Genomic DNA, 20183 nt, shown 5'->3' with positions numbered 1-20183 from the left:
GTAAATTATAATCCAAGTGCCAAATATATTATACTTAAGCTAGGAGGAGAATATGAAAGTTGCAATATTTACAGATACATATATCCCAGAAAAAAATGGAGTGGCAACATCAATAAAACAAATCAAAGAGGGATTTGAAAAAAATGGCTATGAGGTTTACATATTTTGTCCAAAATCCAAAACATCTTTAAACGAAAAAAATGTTTATAGATGCTCATCTATTCAAATAAATAAAAAACTTGATGCTGTAATAGCTTTTCCCAATAAAAGAAAAATATCTAAAATAATACAAAGCTATAAACCAGACATCATTCATACTCACTCCGAGTTTTCTATGGGAAAAATTGGAAAACAAATTGCATTAAAACAAAACATACCAATAGTTCACACGAGCCATACAATGTGGGATTATTATTTGCATTATTTGGGAATTTTTAAATATTTTATTAAACCCGATAAAATAATACAAAAACATTATAAAAAAATAAAATATTTTATCTACCCATCAAGTAAGGCAAAAGAAAGATATTTCCAACTTTCAAATAATTCTAACTATAAAATAATTCCAAATGGAGTTGACAGAAAGCTTTTTATAAAAACTCTAAGCAAAGAAAAAAAAGATGAAATTTTGAAAAAACACAATATAAAGCAAACAGACAAAATAATCATCTTTGTTGGCAGAATAAATAAAGAAAAAAATATAAATTCATTAGTAATACACTTAAAAGACCTTTTAATACAAAACAAAAATTACAAGCTTATCATTATTGGCAAAGGAAGTGAAGAAAAGGAAATAAAAAATTTTAGCACCAAACATGGACTTGAAAAACAAATATTGTTAATAGGAACAATTCCGTGGGAAGAAATATACTATTACTACAAAATTTCTGATATTTTTGCTAGTCTATCAAGAAGCGAAGTATATCCAATGACAGTAATAGAGGCATTAACTGCTGGAATACCTGCTATTTTAATAAATGATTATATATATAAAGATGTAATAAAAGAGGGGATAAACGGATTCTTAATAAAAAAGTACGAAAACTTATCTCAGTACATAGAAAAAGTAATAAAAGATGATGAAATACTAAAAACATTTAAACAAAATGCAAAAAAATACTCTACTAAATTTTCCAGTCATTTTTTCACAAAAAAAATTGAAAATTATTACTCAGAAATTATTGCAGAAAACAATCATTAATATAGCTTATCAAAGGGTATAACACAAATTGGAAACTTAATTTTCATATCCAATAAAACATTTTTAATAGACTCCCCAATAAAATATTTAAAATCCCAAAAAACTTCTGTATTAACAAAAAATCGAACCTGCAAAACTATATAATAGGGAGTGTATTTTTTGACAATAAGAGTCGGAGAACAAATCTCAACATTAAATTTATTATTATTGAAAATCATCAGATCCTCTATTTTATCTTTTAATAAACCAATATTCGTATCATAAGGAACTTGAAACGAAAACACAATCCTTCTTCTAGGATTTGCTGAAAAATTAACAACAAAATTGGATGTAAGCTTGCTGTTTGGAATTTTAATAATTTCTTCATCGAATGTTTTAAGTGTAGTAAAAAAAATTTGTACATCCTCAACTAAACCTTCAACATCTCCACATTTAATATGATCTCCGCACTTAAAAAACTTAGAATTCAAAACAATAAATCCACTAACAAAATTAGATAAAATACCCTGAGCAGCAAGCCCAATAGCAAGCCCTAATGATCCAAATACAGCAATAATAGATGTTATAGGCACCCCAAGATATGGCAATATTATTAAAATAATAACAAAGTCTGTTGATATTTTGAAAAAAGATTTTAAAAAGTTAAAAACCGTAGCTTCTAACTTCTCTTCTAACCCAGACTTTTCTAAAGTCTTAAATAAAATTTTTCCCATTTTATTAACTATTAACTTTAAAAAATACCATAACGCTATAGAAATCGAAACTTTTAAGCCATAGCCTACCACACCCTCAATGATATAATTAAAATAATCTTGAAATATAAAAAACTCCTTAAACAAATTAAACTTTCCTTCCAAGCTCCACATAAATTAATTGAATTATAGCACAAAAAACAAACAAGCCTTCCAATAAAAACCCTAATAAAAAAATAAGGCAATATTTTAAAGCCACAATAAAGCATGTTTTCATCACTACCACTCAACAATAAAATGAACATTACAATAATATTTGTGATAAAATTAGTATTCAAAGGTTTTTATTAAATTTGACAAAACAAATGTATAAAAAGAATCAAAAAAAAATATATGAAATTCTGGACTTGTTTTTACTTGTCTTTAAAACAACAACACTTACAATTGGCGGAGGATTAATAATTATATCTGAGCTTAAAAAAATATTTGTTAAAAAAAGAAAAATAATGTCTGAAGACGATTTTAACAAAATACTAGCAACATCAAATGTTATTCCTGGAGTTACAGCAATTAATTTTGTGTTCCTAGTAGGAAAAAAAGTTGGAGGTTTCCCATGCGCACTTTTGCTCGTTGTTGCAGGAATTTTACCTTCCATTATTGCAATAATAATGGTTTTCCTTTACCTAAAATTAGTACCAGATAACATACATGTTGAAAAATTTCTCGAAGGTGCAAAAATATCTTCAATTATCATCATGATAACCGTTGTCTTAAAATTTTCCAAAAAAATGTTAAATAACTCTATAATAAAATGGACAATATGTTTTCTTGTAATTTTTGCAATTTTTAAATTAAAAATAAGAATATCATACATATTGTTAATTTTCTTTTTAGTATACACATTTAAATATATAACAATAAAAAAAATATTAACTAAATAAGAAAAGGATATCAGTTGATTTTAATAAATTTATTCATTACATTTTTAAAAATTGGATTATTAAATTTCGGAGGTGGCAATGGAATTGCAGCAATAATAAACAACGAAATAATTACTAATAAACATTGGATAACAAAAAAAGAATTTGTTAATATGATTACAATATCAAGAATAACCCCTGGGCCTATTGCAACAAACATAGCAACATACGTTGGAATGAAAACTGCAGGAATTGCAGGAGCAATAATTGCTACAGTAGCATTAATAACAGCTCCAATAATATTAATGATTATAATCCTTCTAATACTACACAAAATCGGCTTTTTAAATTATTGCTTAGAGAATCTAAAGCCTATTATTGTTGCACTGTGGATAATTACAATAATCATTTTGCTTGAACATACATACTTAAAGATAGAAAACAACAAAACAGAACTTTTGAGAACCCTGGCTATTGTAGGAATTAATTTTTTTATTTTATTTTTTTACAATAAAATAAGTCCCGCATTAGTAATTATACTTAGTGGATTTTTTTATACATTAATATAAATATGATTAAACAAAAATTAAAATTATCCCAAAATTTAAACTCAATTCAAATACAAACAATAAAAATATTAAGCCTTAATCAAAAAGAATTAACTAAGCTTATACTAGACGAAAGCGAAAACAATAAATGCCTAGAAATAGACTCAAATAAAATATTTTTTGAAACATTAAAAACATATAGGTTTAAAAAAGTTTTTTACAAAGAAGATAATATTATAAAAAATCAACACGACATAGCTCTTGAAAAAACACAAACAAATACTTCTTTAAAAGAACACCTTTTACTACAATTAAGAATTCAAAGAATAAATGAAGATGAACTTAAAATAGGGGAAATACTAATAAACAATCTAAACAGCAAAGGTTTTCATATAATAAATCCTTACGATCTTTTTAAAAAGGAAGAAAAAGTAAAAGTAAAAAAAATAATTGAACTTATTCAAAAATTTGATCCAATTGGAATTTGTGTCCCCAACATAATAGAATCGTTAATTTTGCAAGCAAAGCATCATAAATTAGAAACTAATATTATTAAAATTCTTGAAAAAGCAGAGCTTCTTGAAAAAACTCAAGAAAAGTTAAAAGAGGAGCTTAAAATAAGAAGCAAAGAATTTAATACAGCTTTAGAAATTATCAGACAAAAACTTAACCCCAACCCAACACTCGAATTTAAAGATATAGACGACACTAATTTCTATGTCGATCCAGATATATTAATAATTAATCACAATAATAAATTTAAAATTAAAATCAAAGAAGTTAGTATCTTTAAAAAAGAACTTAAAAAGACACCTGAAAATCCCCAAAAACAAAAACAAGCAAAGTGGTTAATCGAATCCCTACGATATAGAGACGAAATACTTGCAAAAATAGGAATAGCTATATATACATTGCAAAAAGAATTTCTAAGAAGAGGGTTTAAAAGCTTAAGGCCAATGAACCTGAGCATTCTGTCAGAAAAAATTAGTGTATCAAAATCAACAATATCAAGAGCAATAAAAAATAAATACTTAAAATGCGAGTGGGGTACAATATTAATCAAAGAACTTTTTAGCTCTGTTGGTGGAGCAAAAACAAATGAATTTTCAAAATTAAGCATTAAAATAACAGTAAAAAAGTTATTAGAAGCAAATAAAAAGATGTCAGATGAAGCGATTTCTGCTATACTGAAATCCAAAGGAATCTCTATTTCTAGAAGAACAGTGAACAAATATAGAAATGAATTAAAATCTGAGAAAGGGAGAACATATTATGGAACCTAAAATTCAAGCGGTTAATTATAGCTTAAATGAGAATGAAAAAGTTTTTATTCTCAAAAAGCTAGAAAAATTTGATACTCATATTAAAAAACATATTGATAATTTAAAAATCACAATTAAAAAAGAACATGAGATTTTTGAATTGGACGCACACATTCACTTTAATTGGGGGAAAATAATACATATAAGAGAAGATGGAAAAATACTTCTCAGTCTTATTGATAGCACAATAGCAAGGCTTTATAAAACAGCAACTAAAGAGAAAGAGAAAAAAAACAACAAATAAGATAAGTAAAAAATGCAAGAAGCAGAAATTGAGATAATAAATAAAGATGGAATACATTCAAGATCGGCAAACATCATTGCTGAATTCGCAAATAAACACTCTTCATGCGATATAAAAATAACAACAAAAGATGGCAGAAAAGCTGACGCAAGGTCCACAATCGAAATTATCATATTGGGAATAATATACAAAGAAAAAGTAAAAATAACAGTCGAAGGGAAAAAAGAAAAACTGGCAATTAAAAATTTGTTAAATTTGCTAAAACATAATTTTTCAAAAGAGCTTGAAAAATGAACAAAAAAATTTTTTACATAACAATATTGCTACACTTGCCGAATCTTCTATTTTCATACTCAACAAAATACGACATTGAGGTAAAAATGTCAGCTTTTGTCATGAGTCTGGCAATCATTGTAATATCATCTATTTCAATAGGCAATCTAGTGGCTAAAATAGGAATTCCAAAAGTAATAGGGCAAATAACAGCAGGAATAATTCTAAGTCCGAATGCCTTTGGAAAAATTCAAATACCTTTATTATTTCCATTAGGAATAACTCAAATTGGAGAAAATTATTTAATAAATGAAAAAATATTTGCAATTTCTACCATAGCTTCAATAATATTGCTTTTCACAGCAGGACTTGAAACTGACTTAAAATTGTTTATCAAATTTTTGCCACGCGGAGGAATTATTGGAATAACAGAAGTTGTTGGCACCTTCACAAGTTTTGTACTAATGGCAAGCATAATTTTTAACGTTCCTCTAATAAGTCCAACCTCACTTTTTATTGGAATAATTGGAACCCCAACATCAGCAGGAATCGCAGCAAGCATACTCTCGGCAAAGAAAAAAATGAGCACTTCAGAAGGAGTGACAATAATTTCAACCTCAATTATTGATGACGTGCTTTCAATGCTTATGCTTACAAGTGTAATAACTATATCAAGATCTATATCAGATCTTAATATAGCAAGCTCGATCAAAACCATAATTCAAAACATAGTAATTTGGCTATGCTTAACTTTCTCTTTAATATATATATCAGAAACGCTCTCAAGACTGTTGAAAAAATTAAACAGTGTCACCTTAGCAACCGTAATAACACTCTCTCTAACCCTTACTATTGCAAGTATATTCCAAAATTTAGGAATGTCTTTTGTTGTTGGAGCTTATGTATTTGGACTTGCCATGTCAAAAACAGACATTGTATACGTAATTCAAGACAAACTAACAATCTTTGAAAGATTCTTTATACCAATCTTTTTTACATCAATTGGACTTATGTCAGATATTAATGAAATACTCTCAAAAGAAGTTCTTATTTTAGGGCTAGCAATTAGCGCAATAGCAATAATTACTAAGAGTATATTTTGCTTTATTCCAGCACTCTTTTTGGGATTTAACAAACTTGGAGCCTTAAAAATTGCAACTGGAATGGTTCCAAGAGGAGAAGTTTCACTTATTATGGCAAATGTAGCATTATCTTCAGGATTTATTAGCCAAAAAATATTTGGAATCATAATAATAATGGTATTTTTACCAACAATTGTTGCAACACCTATAATAAACTTTTTATTTAAAATAAATAAAAGCGGACTTAAAAAAGAACTCCCAATAGATCAAAATACATACATATGTGTATCATTTGAATATGATAATTTAGCCAAAATTCTTATATGGGACTTTAAAAATGAATTAAGAAAAGAAGGATTTTTCACGCAACAAATTAAAAATGATTCTTCACAATATATTAATGCAAGAAAAAACAACATAGCCTTCTCAATAAAGCGAGAGGGCAGTAAAATAACATTCGAATGCCCAAACAATCACTTAATTATAATACAAGACCTTTTTAGAGAAACAATCTTAAACCTAGAAAAAATAACCAAAGAAGTTGAAACAGTCTCCCTAAGGGCAAAAAAACTAGATTACTCAATAAATTACGATAAAATCCTTAGCAATATCAACCTAAATAAAAGAATAAAAAAGGAGAACATTATTTTAGAATTAAAATCAAACAATAAGGCCGATGTAATAAGAGAGCTTCTAAGCGTAATAAACATTGAAATTGACAAAGAAAGAATATTCCAAGATTTAATGGAAAGAGAAAAATTAATTACTACTGCACTAAAAGAAGGCTTTGCTATTCCTCATTTAAAAACAAATTTAATATCAAAAATACATATTGCAATAGGAATAAGTCATGAGGGAATTGACTTTAATGCCCTTGACAAGAACTTAAGCCATGTTTTTATATTAATACTGTGCCCAGCAAAAGATTACGTTAGCTACCCTAGAATTTTAGCATCTGTTGTGGGTAAAGTTGATCTGTACAAAAAAGAAATTTTAAATGCAAAAACAGATAAAGAAATTTATAATATAATAGTGAGTTGAATTATGTTTAAAGTTATCAAATGTAATGAATTGAATGAAAAATTGATAAACAAAAAAATTGAAATAAATGCTTGGGTAAAAAAAATTAGACACCACGGGAAATTTATCTTTCTAAACATAAGAGACAGATATGAAAAAGCTCAAGTTCTGGTAAACGAAGAATACCTTTTAAAGATCGCAGAAAAAATAAAACTTGAATATTGTATTAAAATTCAAGGACTGTTAATCAAAAGACCTCCTAACATGATAAATGTCAATATGAAAACGGGACATTTTGAAATATTGGCAAAAAACATTGAAATTATCTCAAAGTCTAATGAATTGCCGTTTATGATAGAAGATGACAATAATGCAAGTGAAAACTCAAAACTTGAATATAGATACTTAGATTTAAGAAGAGATTCCTTGAAAAATAAAATCATTTTAAGATGTCAAGCTACCCATCTTATTAGAAATTTTTTAGTAAAAAGAAAATTTTTAGAGCTAGAAACTCCAACTTTTGTAAAATCAACACCAGAAGGTGCAAGAGATTTTGTAATCCCATCAAGAATTCACAAAGGATCTTTTTATGCGTTACCTCAATCTCCACAACTTTACAAACAGCTTATAATGATAGCAGGATTTGATAAATACTTTCAAATAGCCCGTTGTTATAGAGACGAAGATTCAAGAGGAGATAGACAACCAGAGTTCACACAGCTTGATCTTGAAATGAGCTTTGTCAAAAAAGAAAATATTTTTAAATTAATAGAAAATATGCTTTTTTTAATATTTAAAAATTGCATTAATATCAACTTACCTAAAAAATTCAAAAAAATAACATACAAAAAGGCAATGAACAAATATGGAAGCGACAAACCAGATACTAGATTTGAACTTACACTACAAAATATAAGTCGCAATCTAAAAAATTCAGAATTTAATATATTCAAAGATACTCTAAAAAACAAAGGCTCAATTATAATTTTAATAGTAAAAAACAAAGCTGATAAGTTTTCAAGAACAAAAATAAATAATTTAGAAGAAATTGCAAAGCTTTATAAAACACAAGGACTTTATTTTACAAAAATTGAAAACAATAAATTTTCTGGAGGAATTGCAAAATTTTTAAAAACAGAAGAACAACATTTAATAAAAACCTATTCCCTAGAAAATAATGATATAATTTTCTTTACAGCTAATAATAACTGGGAAACTGCATGTAAAGCAATGGGTCAAATTAGACTAAACATTGCAAATGATCTTGGACTAATAGATGAAAATAAATTTGAATTTCTATGGGTCTACGATTTTCCACTATTTGAATATGACGAAAATACAAAAACCTATTCACCAGCTCACCACATGTTCTCTCTTCCAAAAAAGCAATATATTGCCAATTTAGAAAAAAATCCCAAAAAAACTATAGGTGAAATTTACGATCTTGTTTTAAATGGTGTAGAGCTTGGCTCAGGTTCAATTAGAATACATAATAAAGAACTTCAACAAAGAATTTTCAACATAATAGGATTTCAAAAAGAAAAATCAGAAGATAGATTTGGATTTTTTTTAAAAGCATTAGAATATGGAGCTCCTAATCATGGTGGCATTGCTATTGGCATTGATAGACTAATAATGTTGATGACAAAGTCAAATTCAATAAAAGATGTAATACTGTTTCCTAAGAATTCTTTTGCAGCAAGCCCCCTTGATAATTCTCCCTCTAAAATCTCAAACGAACAACTAGAAGAACTTGGAATCAATATTGTTGCTGATAACACTTAATTTATAATACAAACAAATGCTAAACACCTTTAAAATTATAAAAATCATCCATTTTCAGATGTTCCTTGGATTTTTTTAATAACATGCATTCTTTCAAAAAATTAAACCTCAAAGTTTAATTTTTTACAAGCAATAAGTGATATAAAAACACATAAGGTCAATCCAAAACAAAATGCTTTTTTAAAATTCAAACACAATCTTACTCATTGCTTAATCTTTAATCAAAACAATTTCATAAACACAACATTTAATAATAATTTTAAAAAAATTATTATATTTTAAGTTCTAAAAAATAAACAAAAATAACAAAAAAAGATACCTAATAAATTGTAAAAAAATATATCAAACAATCATAATTTTGTAATTCAATATTAAAATATAATTAGAATAATAAAAAAGCCGCTCAAAAAGCAGCTTTCAAATAAAAATTAGTGAATTTTTATTTAATTCCTATTAATATTATTAAGATTTTTACATGCAATCTTTACACGGTCTTTCATAGAAACTTCGGCTTCTCTTAACCAAACCCTTGGATCATAAAATTTCTTATTTGGAACATCAATGTCCTTACCATCTCCTAATTGACTTTGCAAACGATTTTCATTTTTTTTGTAATAATTTAAAACACCCTCCCAAGCAGCCCACTGTGTGTCTGTGTCAATATTCATCTTTACAACGCCATAAGAAAGCGCCTCATTAATCTCATCAAGTGTAGATCCAGAACCTCCATGAAAAACATAAGAAACTGGCTTAGTAATATTTGCTCCTGTTTTTGATATGACATAATCTTGACCATCTTTTAACACTTTTGGAGTAAGTTTAACGTTCCCTGGTTTATATACGCCATGAACATTTCCAAAAGCTGCTGCAATCTGAAAATTTGGGCTAACTTTTAAAAGTTCTGAATATCCATAATAAATATCCTCAGGGGTAGAAAATAGTTCATGCATAGCTCTATCTGAATTATCAACGCCATCCTCTTCTCCACCAGTAATTCCAAGCTCTATTTCTAAAAACATTTCAATTTTTGCCATTCTTTCTAAGAACTTTTTAGAAATTTCAATATTTTCTTTAATAGGTTCTTCTGATAAATCTAGCATATGTGAAGAAAATAATGGTTTTTTGTGCTGACTATAGTATTTCTCTCCATACTCTAAAAGTCCTTCAACCCAAGGAAGCAGATTTTTAGCACAATGATCAGTATGAAGAACAACAGGAACACCATAATGCTCTGCCATTAAATGAACATGCATGGCACCAGAAATAGCTCCAACTATTGAAACTCCTTGTGGTTTTTCCATCTTCAAGCCTTTTCCAGAAATAAAAGCAGAACCACTATTAGAAAATTGTATCATAATAGGAGAGTTAATTTCTTTTGCTGCTTCCAAAACTGCATTAATGGAATTTATTCCTATGCAATTTATAGAAGGGATAGCAAATCCTTCCTTTTTACATATTTCATATAAAAAATGCAGTTCCTTCCCATAAACTACACCCGGTTTAATCTTGTCTAAAACACCCATTTATATCACTCCTTTCCATTTTTATTTTTTCTTTTATCAAATGCCTATAATAAATTATACACCTAAGAAGTTGAATTGAATTTAAATCAATAAATAAATAATTATTACACCAAAAACAAACATAAAATTTATTAAAAATCTATCATTTTGCATAAAAAAGACTAAAATCAAGCCTTCTTAGCAGATTCTAACATTTTATACCACTGTGAAAATTCTTTTATTCCTTCTTTAATAGAAATTTTAGCCTCATACCCAACATCATTTTTAAGCTTTAAAATATCACAACAACTTTCCACAACATCTGCTTTTTGCATAGGCATATAATTTTTTAAGGCCTTTTTATCAAAATTTGCTTCAAGCTCGTTAATAAAATCTAGCAGTTTAATTGCGTGCCCAGTTCCTATATTATATATTCTGTAAGGGAAAGAAGATGTTGATGAATTTGGATTTTTAACGTCAAAATTACAATCGCTCTTAGCCGGATTTTTCAACACCTTGTAAACACCTTCTGCAATGTCACTCACGTATGTAAAATCTCTAGCCATATTCCCATTATTAAAAATATTAATGGACTTGCCATTTTTAATTCCATCTGAAAATAAATATAAAGCCATATCAGGCCTTCCATAGGTCCCATAAACCGTAAAAAATCTAAGCCCTGTTGTGGGAATATTAAAAGACGCACTATAAGCATGCGCCATCATCTCATTAGATTTTTTACTAGCTGCATATAAATTCAAAGGGTGATCCGTAATAGAATCTTCATGAGATGGCATATTTTCATTTATACCATAAACCGATGACGTGGAGGCATAAACAAAATGCTCGATTTTTTCTTTATAAACCCTGCACACATCCAAAACATTAAAAAACCCAACAATATTTATTGAAACATAGCTATCGGGATTTTCAAGACTATCTCTAATGCCTGCTTGAGCAGCCAAATGACAAACATGCGTAAACTTATGCTCTTTAAAAAGCTCTAGCAGTTTATCCTTATTTAGTATATCAAGATAAAAAAAGGATAGATTATTATATTTTTCACTCTTAAAAATCTTATGCGTTTTGACATCCTTAGAACAAAACCCTAAAGCTTCTAACCTTTCGTGCTTAAATTTTAGCTCATAATAATCATTTAATACGTCTATGCCTAAAACTTCATGCCCTTCTTCTACAAGCTTTTTAGCTACATGGAATCCAATAAACCCTGCAATTCCGGTTAAAAAAATCTTCATACTATTATTCCTCTTTAAAATTCAATACAAATAATACCATCAATCTATTTTTTAAAACCAATATCTCTTTTTTGATAACTACGAGAATTGTTGATGCCACGCCTATTATTTCTAACATAAGAGACTCTTATTCTTTTTATGTTTCCATCTCCCTCACTTTCAGTTTTTATGTCACTATAACGATTTAAAGTTGTGTGAATAATCCTTCTTTCAAAAGGATTCATTGATGGTAACAAAATAGAGCGCCTAGTTCTTTTAACTTTATGAAAAGAATTTATTGCTAAATTAATAAATCTAGATTTAAATCGTTCTCTATAATCTCCAATATCCAATACAACCTTATTAAAAGCTCCATTTTCACCAATAAGCCTAGAAGCATAAACATTTGTTAAAAGCTGTAAAGAATCTAAATTTTTACCCTCTCGTCCAATCAAAATATTTGGACTATCTGTTTCAATAGAAATCTTAACATATCCCCCTTCTTTGGGTTCTATTATCAAATGTACAGAATATCCCATTTTAATTAGCATTTCTTTTACAAATTCTAAAATTTTATCACAAATTTTATCACCAATTTTAATTTCAAAACCGCCCTTTTTAACCTCCTTTACATGAGGAGAAACCCTTATTTTAATCATTTCTTTCTTAAATAAAAATCCAACTCTTTCTTTATCTAAAATTTCTACATCAAACTCGCCTTCCTTTAATTCTAGATCTCTCATTGCTTTCTTTATTGCTTCTTGTTCGGTTTTTCCGTAAAATTCATAGCTCATATTATTCCCCCTTAAGACAAATGCATCTTTATATAGTATTGCTGCAAAATAGTAAAAATATTTGTTGTAATCCAATATATCAAAAGCCCTGATGGCATATTGTAAAGTATGAAAAAAAACATAATAGGCATTCCAAAATATAAAAACTTCTGCTGTGCTCCAAGATTTTTTAAATCCATATTAGAACTAACAATTGTAGATCCCAATTGAGTAAACATCATAATAAAAGGTAAAATTCTAATATCGGTCCAAGAAACAAAATAAAGCTTATATCCAAAATGATATACACTGTCACCGATAGATAAATCATCAATCCATCCTGGAATAAAACTGGCTCCTCTTAATAAAAATAAATTATTTACAAGTGAATAAAGAGCAAAAAATATAGGGAGCTGTAAAATTACAGGAAGACATCCGCCAAGAGGATTAACTCCTTCTTCTTTATAAAGCTTTCCCATCTCTTCATTCAACTTTTTGGGATCATGCTTAAACTTTACTTGAAGCTCTTTCATTTTAGGTTGAAGCCTAGAAAGCTCTGCGGTAGCTCTAAATCCCTTAAACGTCAAAGGAAATATAAGTATTCTAACAACAATTGTCAAAAAAATAATTGAAAGCCCCCAATTAGGCATAACATCATAAAAAACTTGCATTACCATTTGCATAGGAACTTGAATCAAATACCACAAACTCTTTTCCACTGACATTCCAAAAGAAATATCTGATAAACCAAAGGCATTGTCACCACTCTTGTCAAAAACGTCTAGATACCTATTATCCTTAGGTCCAGCATAAATAAAAAATTCATCGTTAATATTTTTTTTATTTTTAACATCATTAATAATAAATGATTTAAGAATTCCTCTTTCCTTCTTAAACTCAACTTCCATATTCTCTTTAAAAACCAACACCCCAAAATACTTAGTACTAGAACCAAGCCATCTAGGATTGCTAATCCTTAGGCCATCTTTACCATATTTAAGCTTATTATCATAATAAATTATTTGAGATAAATAATTATTATATTGTAACTTTGCTTTGTCACTCAATCTTTCAATCTCAGAACTAAAAATAACTTTATAAGAATCAATATCAAATAAATTATAATCCTCAAGACCATTTACAGTAACTTTAAATTTCATCAAGTACTCATTTTTTTTCGAAAATGTATACTTCTTTGCATATTCATAAGTTTTACCATTATTTTTAAAATAGGCTTTAAATTCATGATTAAAATCATCTATCTTTTTATACAAAAACAAATCCTCTACTAAATAGTCAAAACTAACATCAAAAAAAGTTTCATTTTTGTTATCAATATTAATTAAATCTGTAGGACCTTTTTCCAAATTTAAATGATTTTTAAGCTTTAATGAGACCAAATTCCCTCTAAATGTAGAAAAAGTAGCAACATATATACCTGTTTCTACAACAATATCTTGAGATTTATTAATCAAATTAAAGTTATTGCTCTTACTTGAAAAGATCTCATTATCATCAAAGATTTTGTTTAAATCAAACTGCACTTCCTTGTCAGAAGACCTAGAACTCAAAATGTTTGAAGAAAAAATATCATTAATGAGCATGAAAAGACCTATTAAAAATAAAGACAAATAAACTGTCCTTAAAATTTTTCTACTTTGATTCACTTATGCCCCTTTCACACTATTAAAACCAAACTGTTCATAAGAGATTCAATACTAAAATAAGTTAAAGTTAACCCATTGTAAGAAACTACAAAAATAATATCCAAAGTAATCCCTTCTAACAATTCTAATTTTTTTCTAAAAGCTTCTTTAAAAAGTCTTCTAATGCGATTCCTTTTAACAGATCCCCTAAAACCTTTAGAAAAGGTAACAAGAATTCTAGAACAAACCAAATGATTAGACTTATAGAACATTTTAAGATTAAGATTTCTAAATCTAATCAGATTGCCTTCTTTGAAAATTTTTTGAATTTCTATTTTTGATTTTAGACTAGTATTTCTTTTTCTCATCAGAAACAGTTAATTTTATTCTTCCTTTTGCCCTTCGTCTTGAAAGAATAAGTCTTCCGCCTTTAGTTTTCATTCTAGCTCTAAACCCAAATTTTCTATTTCTTTTAACACGACTGGGTTGATAAGTCCTTTTCAAAACGCTCCTCCATTAAAAACAATTTTATGCTGCTAAGCTGAAAGTTGAACACTACCATGGTATAGCATATAAATGCGATTGTCAATAATAATTATTTTACCAAAACCTTTATGTCTATTATTTTAATCCCCGTTAATTCCTTTATTGAATTTATTATCTTTAACTTATTAATTGATATACTATATAAAATACTTGAATTGCTTACCTCGAGAAAAAGGACCTGCTCATTTTTAAAATCTAAAAATTTTACATCATCTGACAAAGCTTCAAAGATCTGATTCCATTTATCAGCAATCAATAATTTTGAACTTGTCTTTTTATTAACAAGCAAATTGGATTCTAAATAATCTTTAAGAACATTACCTATTTTTTTAAAAGCAGAATCACTCATAGCAATTTTTTATACCACAATACAAAAAACAATATAAAATAAACTTTAAAAAGCTTATTTTAATATTCAAAATAACATTAATAATTTACTTTAACCTAAAGACATCGGCATTATTAAGTGCGTAAAATGAAAATTTTCAGGTTCACTCAATTTTAATACATTGCCCGAATTAAATTGTATTTCTATCTTTGAAGTTTCAAAAACATTAATAGCTTCCGCAAAGTATGAAATATTAATAGCCATAACCTCATCTGCTCCATCATACAAATAATTTGGATCTTTAATAAAAAATTCACCTTTTCTTCCAGTAATCAAATCTTCTCCAAGAAGTTTTAATTGAAGCTCAGAAAAAGTTAAAACCAACTTTCTTGATTTGTCAACATATAAATTGACTCTTGCAAGTCTATCTTTTAGAATGCCTAACGAAACCAAAGATTTATTTTTCTGTTCTTTAGGTATAATACTTTTATAATCCGGATAATTGCCACTAATCAAACTACAAGCTATTTTATAATTATCAAATTCAACATAAAATTTTTTATCCGAAGACTTTATTTTAACCATACCTTCTCCTGACATAAGATGTTTTAAAAAATTAAATATTTTTACAGGAACTATAAAATTCACATCTTTTTCAACTATGACTTCCGTTTTACAAATAGACATTCTGTGACCATTGGTAGAAACAAGCATTAATTTAGAGTCTTCATCTTTTGTAAAATACACACCATTTAATACATTCTTGGATTCATCAAAATGTGCTGAAAAAGCTATTCTATTTATTACTTTTTTAAAAGATTTTTGTTTTATTTCAATTTCAAAAGTGAAATCTTCATTAACCATATCATAATTGTAATTTTCTATTTCTTCGTATGAGAAAGTAGGTTCTTTTAAATGATCTTCATATTCTTCTTTATCATCCTTTAACTCTTCTCCCATAATTTCTAATTTACTATTATTTTCATTGAAAAGTATTTTGATTTTCTTATAAAAACTGAATGCTTTTACTGCGTCATAAAAATTTGAAGCATTAATTAATACTTTAAAGTCTGTTTCTGAAACAACCGAAATTGTGCTTTCAAAAAAAATATTTCTGTCTGTTGATTTAATTATGAGATTAGATTTTTTTACCTCTATTAACAATGCACTCCAAATATCATTCATGTTTCTGTTCAATATTATTCCCTTTGCTTTTTCTATCTCATTTATAATTTGATTTGTTTCGCAAATAAAAAACGTGTTATTTAGCATAGTTCCTCCTTATCTATTTTATTACATTTTGTCTTTGTAAAATTTCATAGATTTTTCATTTTTAGTTTTTATAAATACATAGTAGTAATAGTAGTAAGTCTCTGTTTGATTGTCTAATTGTATATAATACTATGTAGCATAAGGAAGTATCTTGTTAAATTATAGTTTATTTTTTGTTGTATTTTTGATAAATTATTTGTTTCAATTGTTTAAAAGAATTCTTGATTTTTCAATTAGGTTTAATTTTTTTTTATTTTGTTCATAAGTTCTGTGATTAAATTGTTAATTTCTTTGTCATTATTTCTGTCTCTATCTATTTTATTTATCGAATAAAGCACTGTTGAATGGGTTTTCCCCCCAATAATTTTCCCAATTTCAATTGTTGATAGCCCTGTAAAATTCCTTAAAAGGTATGCATAAATATGTCTAGCCTTTGTTATCTCTGGTTTTTTGCTATGCCCCTCAATATCCTTGTGTGTAATTTTTAGCTCTCTTAAGAGTATTTTTTTTATATTTTCAATATTAATTTTATTGCTTGATTCATTGGTTGTTTCTTTTTCGTAAATTATTATTTCTTTGATTATTTTTTCAACAATGTCAATGTCAATTTCTATATTGTCCAAATCTATATATGCTTTTAGTTTTGTTACGGCAGCCTCAAGGTCTCTTACATTTGTTGTAACTTTTTGAGCAACTAGATTTAGTATATTTTTAGGGACTTTTATACCATCTTCTTCTGCTTTCTTTTCGATAATAGCTACTCTGAGTTCAAAATTAGGTTTTGATATATCAACATTTAGTCCCCTTGTGAATCTACTTTTTAGTCGATCTGTAAAATTTGTAAGTTCAGAAGGAGACCTGTCACATGTAAATACCAATTGTTTATTGTCTTCATAAAGTGCGTTAAATGTGTGAAAAAGCTCTTCTTGTATACCTTCTTTTTTTTGTAAGTCGTGGATATCGTCTATAAGTAGCATGTCTAAGTATCTGTACTTTTTTTTAAATTTTTTTGTTTCGTGTGTCTTTATGCTTTCTACAAATTCATTTAAAAAATTTTCAGCTGTAACGTATAATATCTTAAGGTTATGATGCAATTCTTCTGTTTTGTTTCCTATGCTTTGAAGCAAATGTGTTTTTCCAAGTCCAACTCCACCATAAATTAAACACGGATTATATTTTTTCCCAGGATTTTTTGAGATTGATAAACTTGCATTGTATGCAAGTTTATTATTTGGTCCTATGATAAAATTTTCAAATGTATATCTTTTTTTAAGAAAGGGGTTTTTAAAATTTATGGGCTCTTCTTCTTTGATATACATTTTTATACGATCTTGAATACTTTGAATGGGTTCTTTAAAGAGTGTTTTTTCTTTAAGCTTGTTGAAATTTGGAAAAGTTTCGTTAAAAGCCATTTTTTGGCTTTCTTGTCTGTTAGAATGGGTTTTGGGTGTTTGATTTGTAAATATAATAACTACGTTAGTATAACCATTTTTTGTGAGGATTTCTTTAATTTTTTTTGTAAATCTTTTTTCTATTTGATTTTTGTGAAATAAATTTGGAGTGGATATTTTAATATTGTCACCTATTGATTCTAAAAAGCACAAATTTTCAAACCAAACATAAAACTCTTCTTCTGATAGTTCTTTTTTTATTTCTGTTAAAATTAAGCTCCATATATTTTTTGATTTTTCCATTTTTTGTCCTTGTTGGTTTTAGCACTATACTTTTAACATTATATAGTATAATGTTAAATTAAGATTCTATCTAAATTGATTGTAAACTTTTAAAAGTTTTTGGTACTTTGTATGTAATAGATATTATTTTTTTTTTAATGTAGAATTTATCTGTGTCTAGATTTTGATTAAATGAATGGAAGGTTTATGAATTATGTTGCTAGTAACATTCAGGTCTTAAAAGGACTTGAGGCTGTTAGGAAAAGGCCTGGCATGTATATAGGCTCTGTTTCTGATAATGGGTTGCACCATTTGGTTTATGAAATAGTTGACAATAGTATTGATGAGGCTTTAGCTGGGTTTTGCGATAGAATAGATGTTATTATTAATTTAGATAATACTATAACCGTTATTGATAATGGGAGAGGGATTCCTACCGATATTCATGAAGAGGAGGGTATTAGTGCTCTTGAGCTTGTTTTAACAAAGCTACATTCTGGCGGTAAGTTTAACAAAGGCACTTATAAAGTTTCTGGAGGGCTTCATGGCGTTGGAATTTCGGTTGTAAATGCTTTGTCTTCGTTTTTAGAGGTCTGTGTTAATAGGGATGGAAAAATTTTTAGGCAAACTTTTTCAAAAGGTATTCCAACTTCTGAAGTAGAAATTGTGGGGGAATCTTCTATTACGGGGACTAAAGTTACTTTTTTAGCAGATTCTGAAATTTTTGAAACTTTAGATTATAATTTTGATGTTCTTGAAAAAAGGCTTAAAGAGCTTGCTTTTTTAAACGATGAAATATACATTTCAATAGAAGATAAAAGAATTGGTAGAGAAAAATCTTCAAAATTTTATTTTGAAGGTGGGATAAAATCTTTTGTAGATTACTTAACCAATGACAGTAAGGCTTTTCAATCAAAACCCTATTATATTGATGGCTTTATTAATGATGTTATTGTTAATGTGGGGCTTAAATGGACTGAAAGCTATTCTGACAACATTCTTTCTTTTGTTAATAACATTAATACAAGAGAAGGGGGAACCCATGTTATGGGCTTTAGAAGTGGCCTTACTAAAGCTATGAACGAAGCCTTTAAAAATTCAAAGATAAGCAAAAAAGATGTTCCAAATCTTACAGGAGATGATTTTAAAGAGGGGCTTACGGCTGTTATTTCTGTTAAAATTCCAGAACCTCAATTTGAAGGTCAAACAAAGAGTAAGCTTGGTAATTCTGAGATAAGAAAAATAGTTGAGGTTATTGTATATGAGCATTTATTGGAAATTATTAATTTAAATCCTTTAGAGATAGACACTATTCTTGGAAAAGCAATAAAAGCCGCTCGTGCTCGTGAAGCTGCAAGAAAAGCAAGAGAATCAGAAAGAAAAAAAAATGCATTTGAAAGCTTAGCATTGCCTGGAAAATTGGCTGATTGTGCTTCTAAAAATCCTTTGGAAAGAGAGATCTATATTGTAGAGGGTGATTCTGCTGGAGGAAGTGCTAAAATGGGTAGAAATAGATTTTTTCAGGCCATTTTGCCATTATGGGGGAAAATGCTTAATGTTGAGAAAACGAGAGAAGATAAAGTAATTACCAATGATAAGCTTATTCCTATAATTGCATCTCTTGGTGCAGGAGTTGGTAAAACTTTTGATATTACAAAGCTTCGTTACCACAAGGTCATTATTATGGCAGATGCTGATGTTGATGGATCTCATATTAGGACTTTGCTTTTAGCTTTTTTCTTTAGATATATGAGAGATTTAATTGAAAATGGTTATATATATATAGCTATGCCTCCTCTTTATAAAATAAAGTATGACAATCGTATTTATTATTTTTATGAAGAGAAGGAAAAAGAAAAATTTTTAAATTCTATTGAAACTAAAAATCGCAATAGTATTTCTCTGCAGAGATATAAAGGTCTTGGAGAGATGAATCCAACGCAGCTTTGGGAAACTACTATGGATCCTGCTAGAAGAAAAATGAGATTGATGAATATAGATGATGCTCTTGAAGCTGAAAAAATTTTTGTTACTCTTATGGGAGATTTAGTTGAACCTAGAAAAGAATTTATTGAACAGAATGCACTTAATGTAATTAATCTTGATGTGTAATTGGAGCGT

At 27.9% G+C, this 20183-nt stretch carries 19 protein-coding genes; 9 read left to right on the top strand and 10 right to left on the bottom strand.

Annotated features, from left to right (window positions below):
- The first annotated feature begins 52 nt into the window (after positions 1-52).
- Entirely contained in the window at positions 53-1201 is a 1149-nt protein-coding gene (locus HNP67_RS00170) for a glycosyltransferase family 4 protein (RefSeq protein ID WP_184123842.1), read from the top strand.
- On the opposite strand, the gene HNP67_RS00165 is transcribed toward HNP67_RS00170, so the two are convergent.
- A complete protein-coding gene (locus HNP67_RS00165; protein WP_184124531.1) occupies positions 1198-2040 on the bottom strand; it encodes a mechanosensitive ion channel family protein in 843 nt (280 codons plus the stop codon). The two genes, HNP67_RS00170 and HNP67_RS00165, sit on opposite strands and share 4 nt — an antisense overlap.
- Positions 2041-2246: 206 nt before the next feature.
- Between HNP67_RS00165 and HNP67_RS00160 the strand changes: the two genes are divergently transcribed.
- The 7 genes from HNP67_RS00160 to aspS are packed head-to-tail and all read left to right on the top strand — an operon-like array spanning position 2247 to position 9087.
- Positions 2247-2834, top strand: a complete 588-nt coding sequence (locus HNP67_RS00160; protein ID WP_184123840.1) for a chromate transporter — start codon at positions 2247-2249, stop codon at positions 2832-2834.
- A 14-nt stretch (positions 2835-2848) separates the two neighbouring features.
- The gene (locus HNP67_RS00155; RefSeq protein WP_184123838.1) at positions 2849-3382 is read left to right on the top strand and encodes a chromate transporter; all 534 of its coding nucleotides are present in this window, start codon (positions 2849-2851) and stop codon (positions 3380-3382) included.
- A gap of 2 nt (positions 3383-3384) precedes the next feature.
- Complete coding sequence (gene rpoN / locus HNP67_RS00150; protein WP_184123837.1) at positions 3385-4644, top strand: RNA polymerase factor sigma-54; 1260 nt, start codon at positions 3385-3387, stop codon at positions 4642-4644.
- Complete coding sequence (locus HNP67_RS00145; RefSeq protein ID WP_184123835.1) at positions 4634-4927, top strand: HPF/RaiA family ribosome-associated protein; 294 nt, start codon at positions 4634-4636, stop codon at positions 4925-4927. Before rpoN ends, HNP67_RS00145 begins: the two co-directional genes overlap by 11 nt.
- Before the next feature lie 12 nt (positions 4928-4939).
- A complete protein-coding gene (locus HNP67_RS00140; protein ID WP_184123834.1) occupies positions 4940-5221 on the top strand; it encodes an HPr family phosphocarrier protein in 282 nt (93 codons plus the stop codon).
- A complete protein-coding gene (locus HNP67_RS00135; RefSeq protein WP_184123833.1) occupies positions 5218-7323 on the top strand; it encodes a cation:proton antiporter domain-containing protein in 2106 nt (701 codons plus the stop codon). Before HNP67_RS00140 ends, HNP67_RS00135 begins: the two co-directional genes overlap by 4 nt.
- A gap of 3 nt (positions 7324-7326) precedes the next feature.
- The gene (aspS, locus tag HNP67_RS00130) at positions 7327-9087 is read left to right on the top strand and encodes an aspartate--tRNA ligase (protein WP_184123832.1); all 1761 of its coding nucleotides are present in this window, start codon (positions 7327-7329) and stop codon (positions 9085-9087) included.
- 443 nt (positions 9088-9530) lie between these two features.
- On the opposite strand, the gene fbaA is transcribed toward aspS, so the two are convergent.
- The 9 genes from fbaA to dnaA form a co-directional block, all read right to left on the bottom strand.
- Entirely contained in the window at positions 9531-10610 is a 1080-nt protein-coding gene (gene fbaA, locus HNP67_RS00125; protein ID WP_184123829.1) for a class II fructose-bisphosphate aldolase, read from the bottom strand.
- Between the two features lie 167 nt (positions 10611-10777).
- Entirely contained in the window at positions 10778-11845 is a 1068-nt protein-coding gene (locus tag HNP67_RS00120) for an NAD-dependent epimerase (protein WP_184123828.1), read from the bottom strand.
- A 44-nt stretch (positions 11846-11889) separates the two neighbouring features.
- Positions 11890-12618 carry an RNA-binding cell elongation regulator Jag/EloR gene (gene jag / locus HNP67_RS00115; RefSeq protein WP_184123826.1) on the bottom strand — a complete coding sequence of 243 codons (729 nt, stop codon included), beginning with the start codon at positions 12616-12618 and terminating at the stop codon, positions 11890-11892.
- Between the two features lie 11 nt (positions 12619-12629).
- On the bottom strand, positions 12630-14264 hold the full coding sequence (gene yidC / locus HNP67_RS00110) for a membrane protein insertase YidC (RefSeq protein ID WP_184123824.1): 1635 nt from the start codon (positions 14262-14264) through the stop codon (positions 12630-12632).
- Between the two features lie 11 nt (positions 14265-14275).
- Positions 14276-14611 (bottom strand): ribonuclease P protein component, encoded by a 336-nt coding sequence (rnpA, locus tag HNP67_RS00105; protein ID WP_184123823.1) that lies wholly within the window; start codon positions 14609-14611, stop codon positions 14276-14278.
- Positions 14592-14747 carry a 50S ribosomal protein L34 gene (gene rpmH / locus HNP67_RS00100; RefSeq protein ID WP_004789541.1) on the bottom strand — a complete coding sequence of 52 codons (156 nt, stop codon included), beginning with the start codon at positions 14745-14747 and terminating at the stop codon, positions 14592-14594. Before rpmH ends, rnpA begins: the two co-directional genes overlap by 20 nt.
- Positions 14748-14838: 91 nt before the next feature.
- The gene (locus HNP67_RS00095; RefSeq protein ID WP_184123821.1) at positions 14839-15138 is read right to left on the bottom strand and encodes a hypothetical protein; all 300 of its coding nucleotides are present in this window, start codon (positions 15136-15138) and stop codon (positions 14839-14841) included.
- A gap of 90 nt (positions 15139-15228) precedes the next feature.
- Positions 15229-16389 carry a DNA polymerase III subunit beta gene (gene dnaN / locus HNP67_RS00090; RefSeq protein ID WP_184123818.1) on the bottom strand — a complete coding sequence of 387 codons (1161 nt, stop codon included), beginning with the start codon at positions 16387-16389 and terminating at the stop codon, positions 15229-15231.
- Between the two features lie 239 nt (positions 16390-16628).
- On the bottom strand, positions 16629-18083 hold the full coding sequence (gene dnaA / locus HNP67_RS00085) for a chromosomal replication initiator protein DnaA (protein WP_184123816.1): 1455 nt from the start codon (positions 18081-18083) through the stop codon (positions 16629-16631).
- A 186-nt stretch (positions 18084-18269) separates the two neighbouring features.
- On the opposite strand from dnaA, the gene gyrB reads away from it, so the two are divergent.
- The gene (gene gyrB / locus HNP67_RS00080; protein ID WP_184124529.1) at positions 18270-20174 is read left to right on the top strand and encodes a DNA topoisomerase (ATP-hydrolyzing) subunit B; all 1905 of its coding nucleotides are present in this window, start codon (positions 18270-18272) and stop codon (positions 20172-20174) included.
- The last annotated feature ends 9 nt before the right edge of the window (positions 20175-20183 follow it).

The sequence above is a fragment of the Borreliella californiensis genome, from assembly GCF_014205885.1.
GTDB lineage: Bacteria > Spirochaetota > Spirochaetia > Borreliales > Borreliaceae > Borreliella > Borreliella californiensis.
This window is presented reverse-complemented; position numbering and strand designations above follow the sequence as displayed.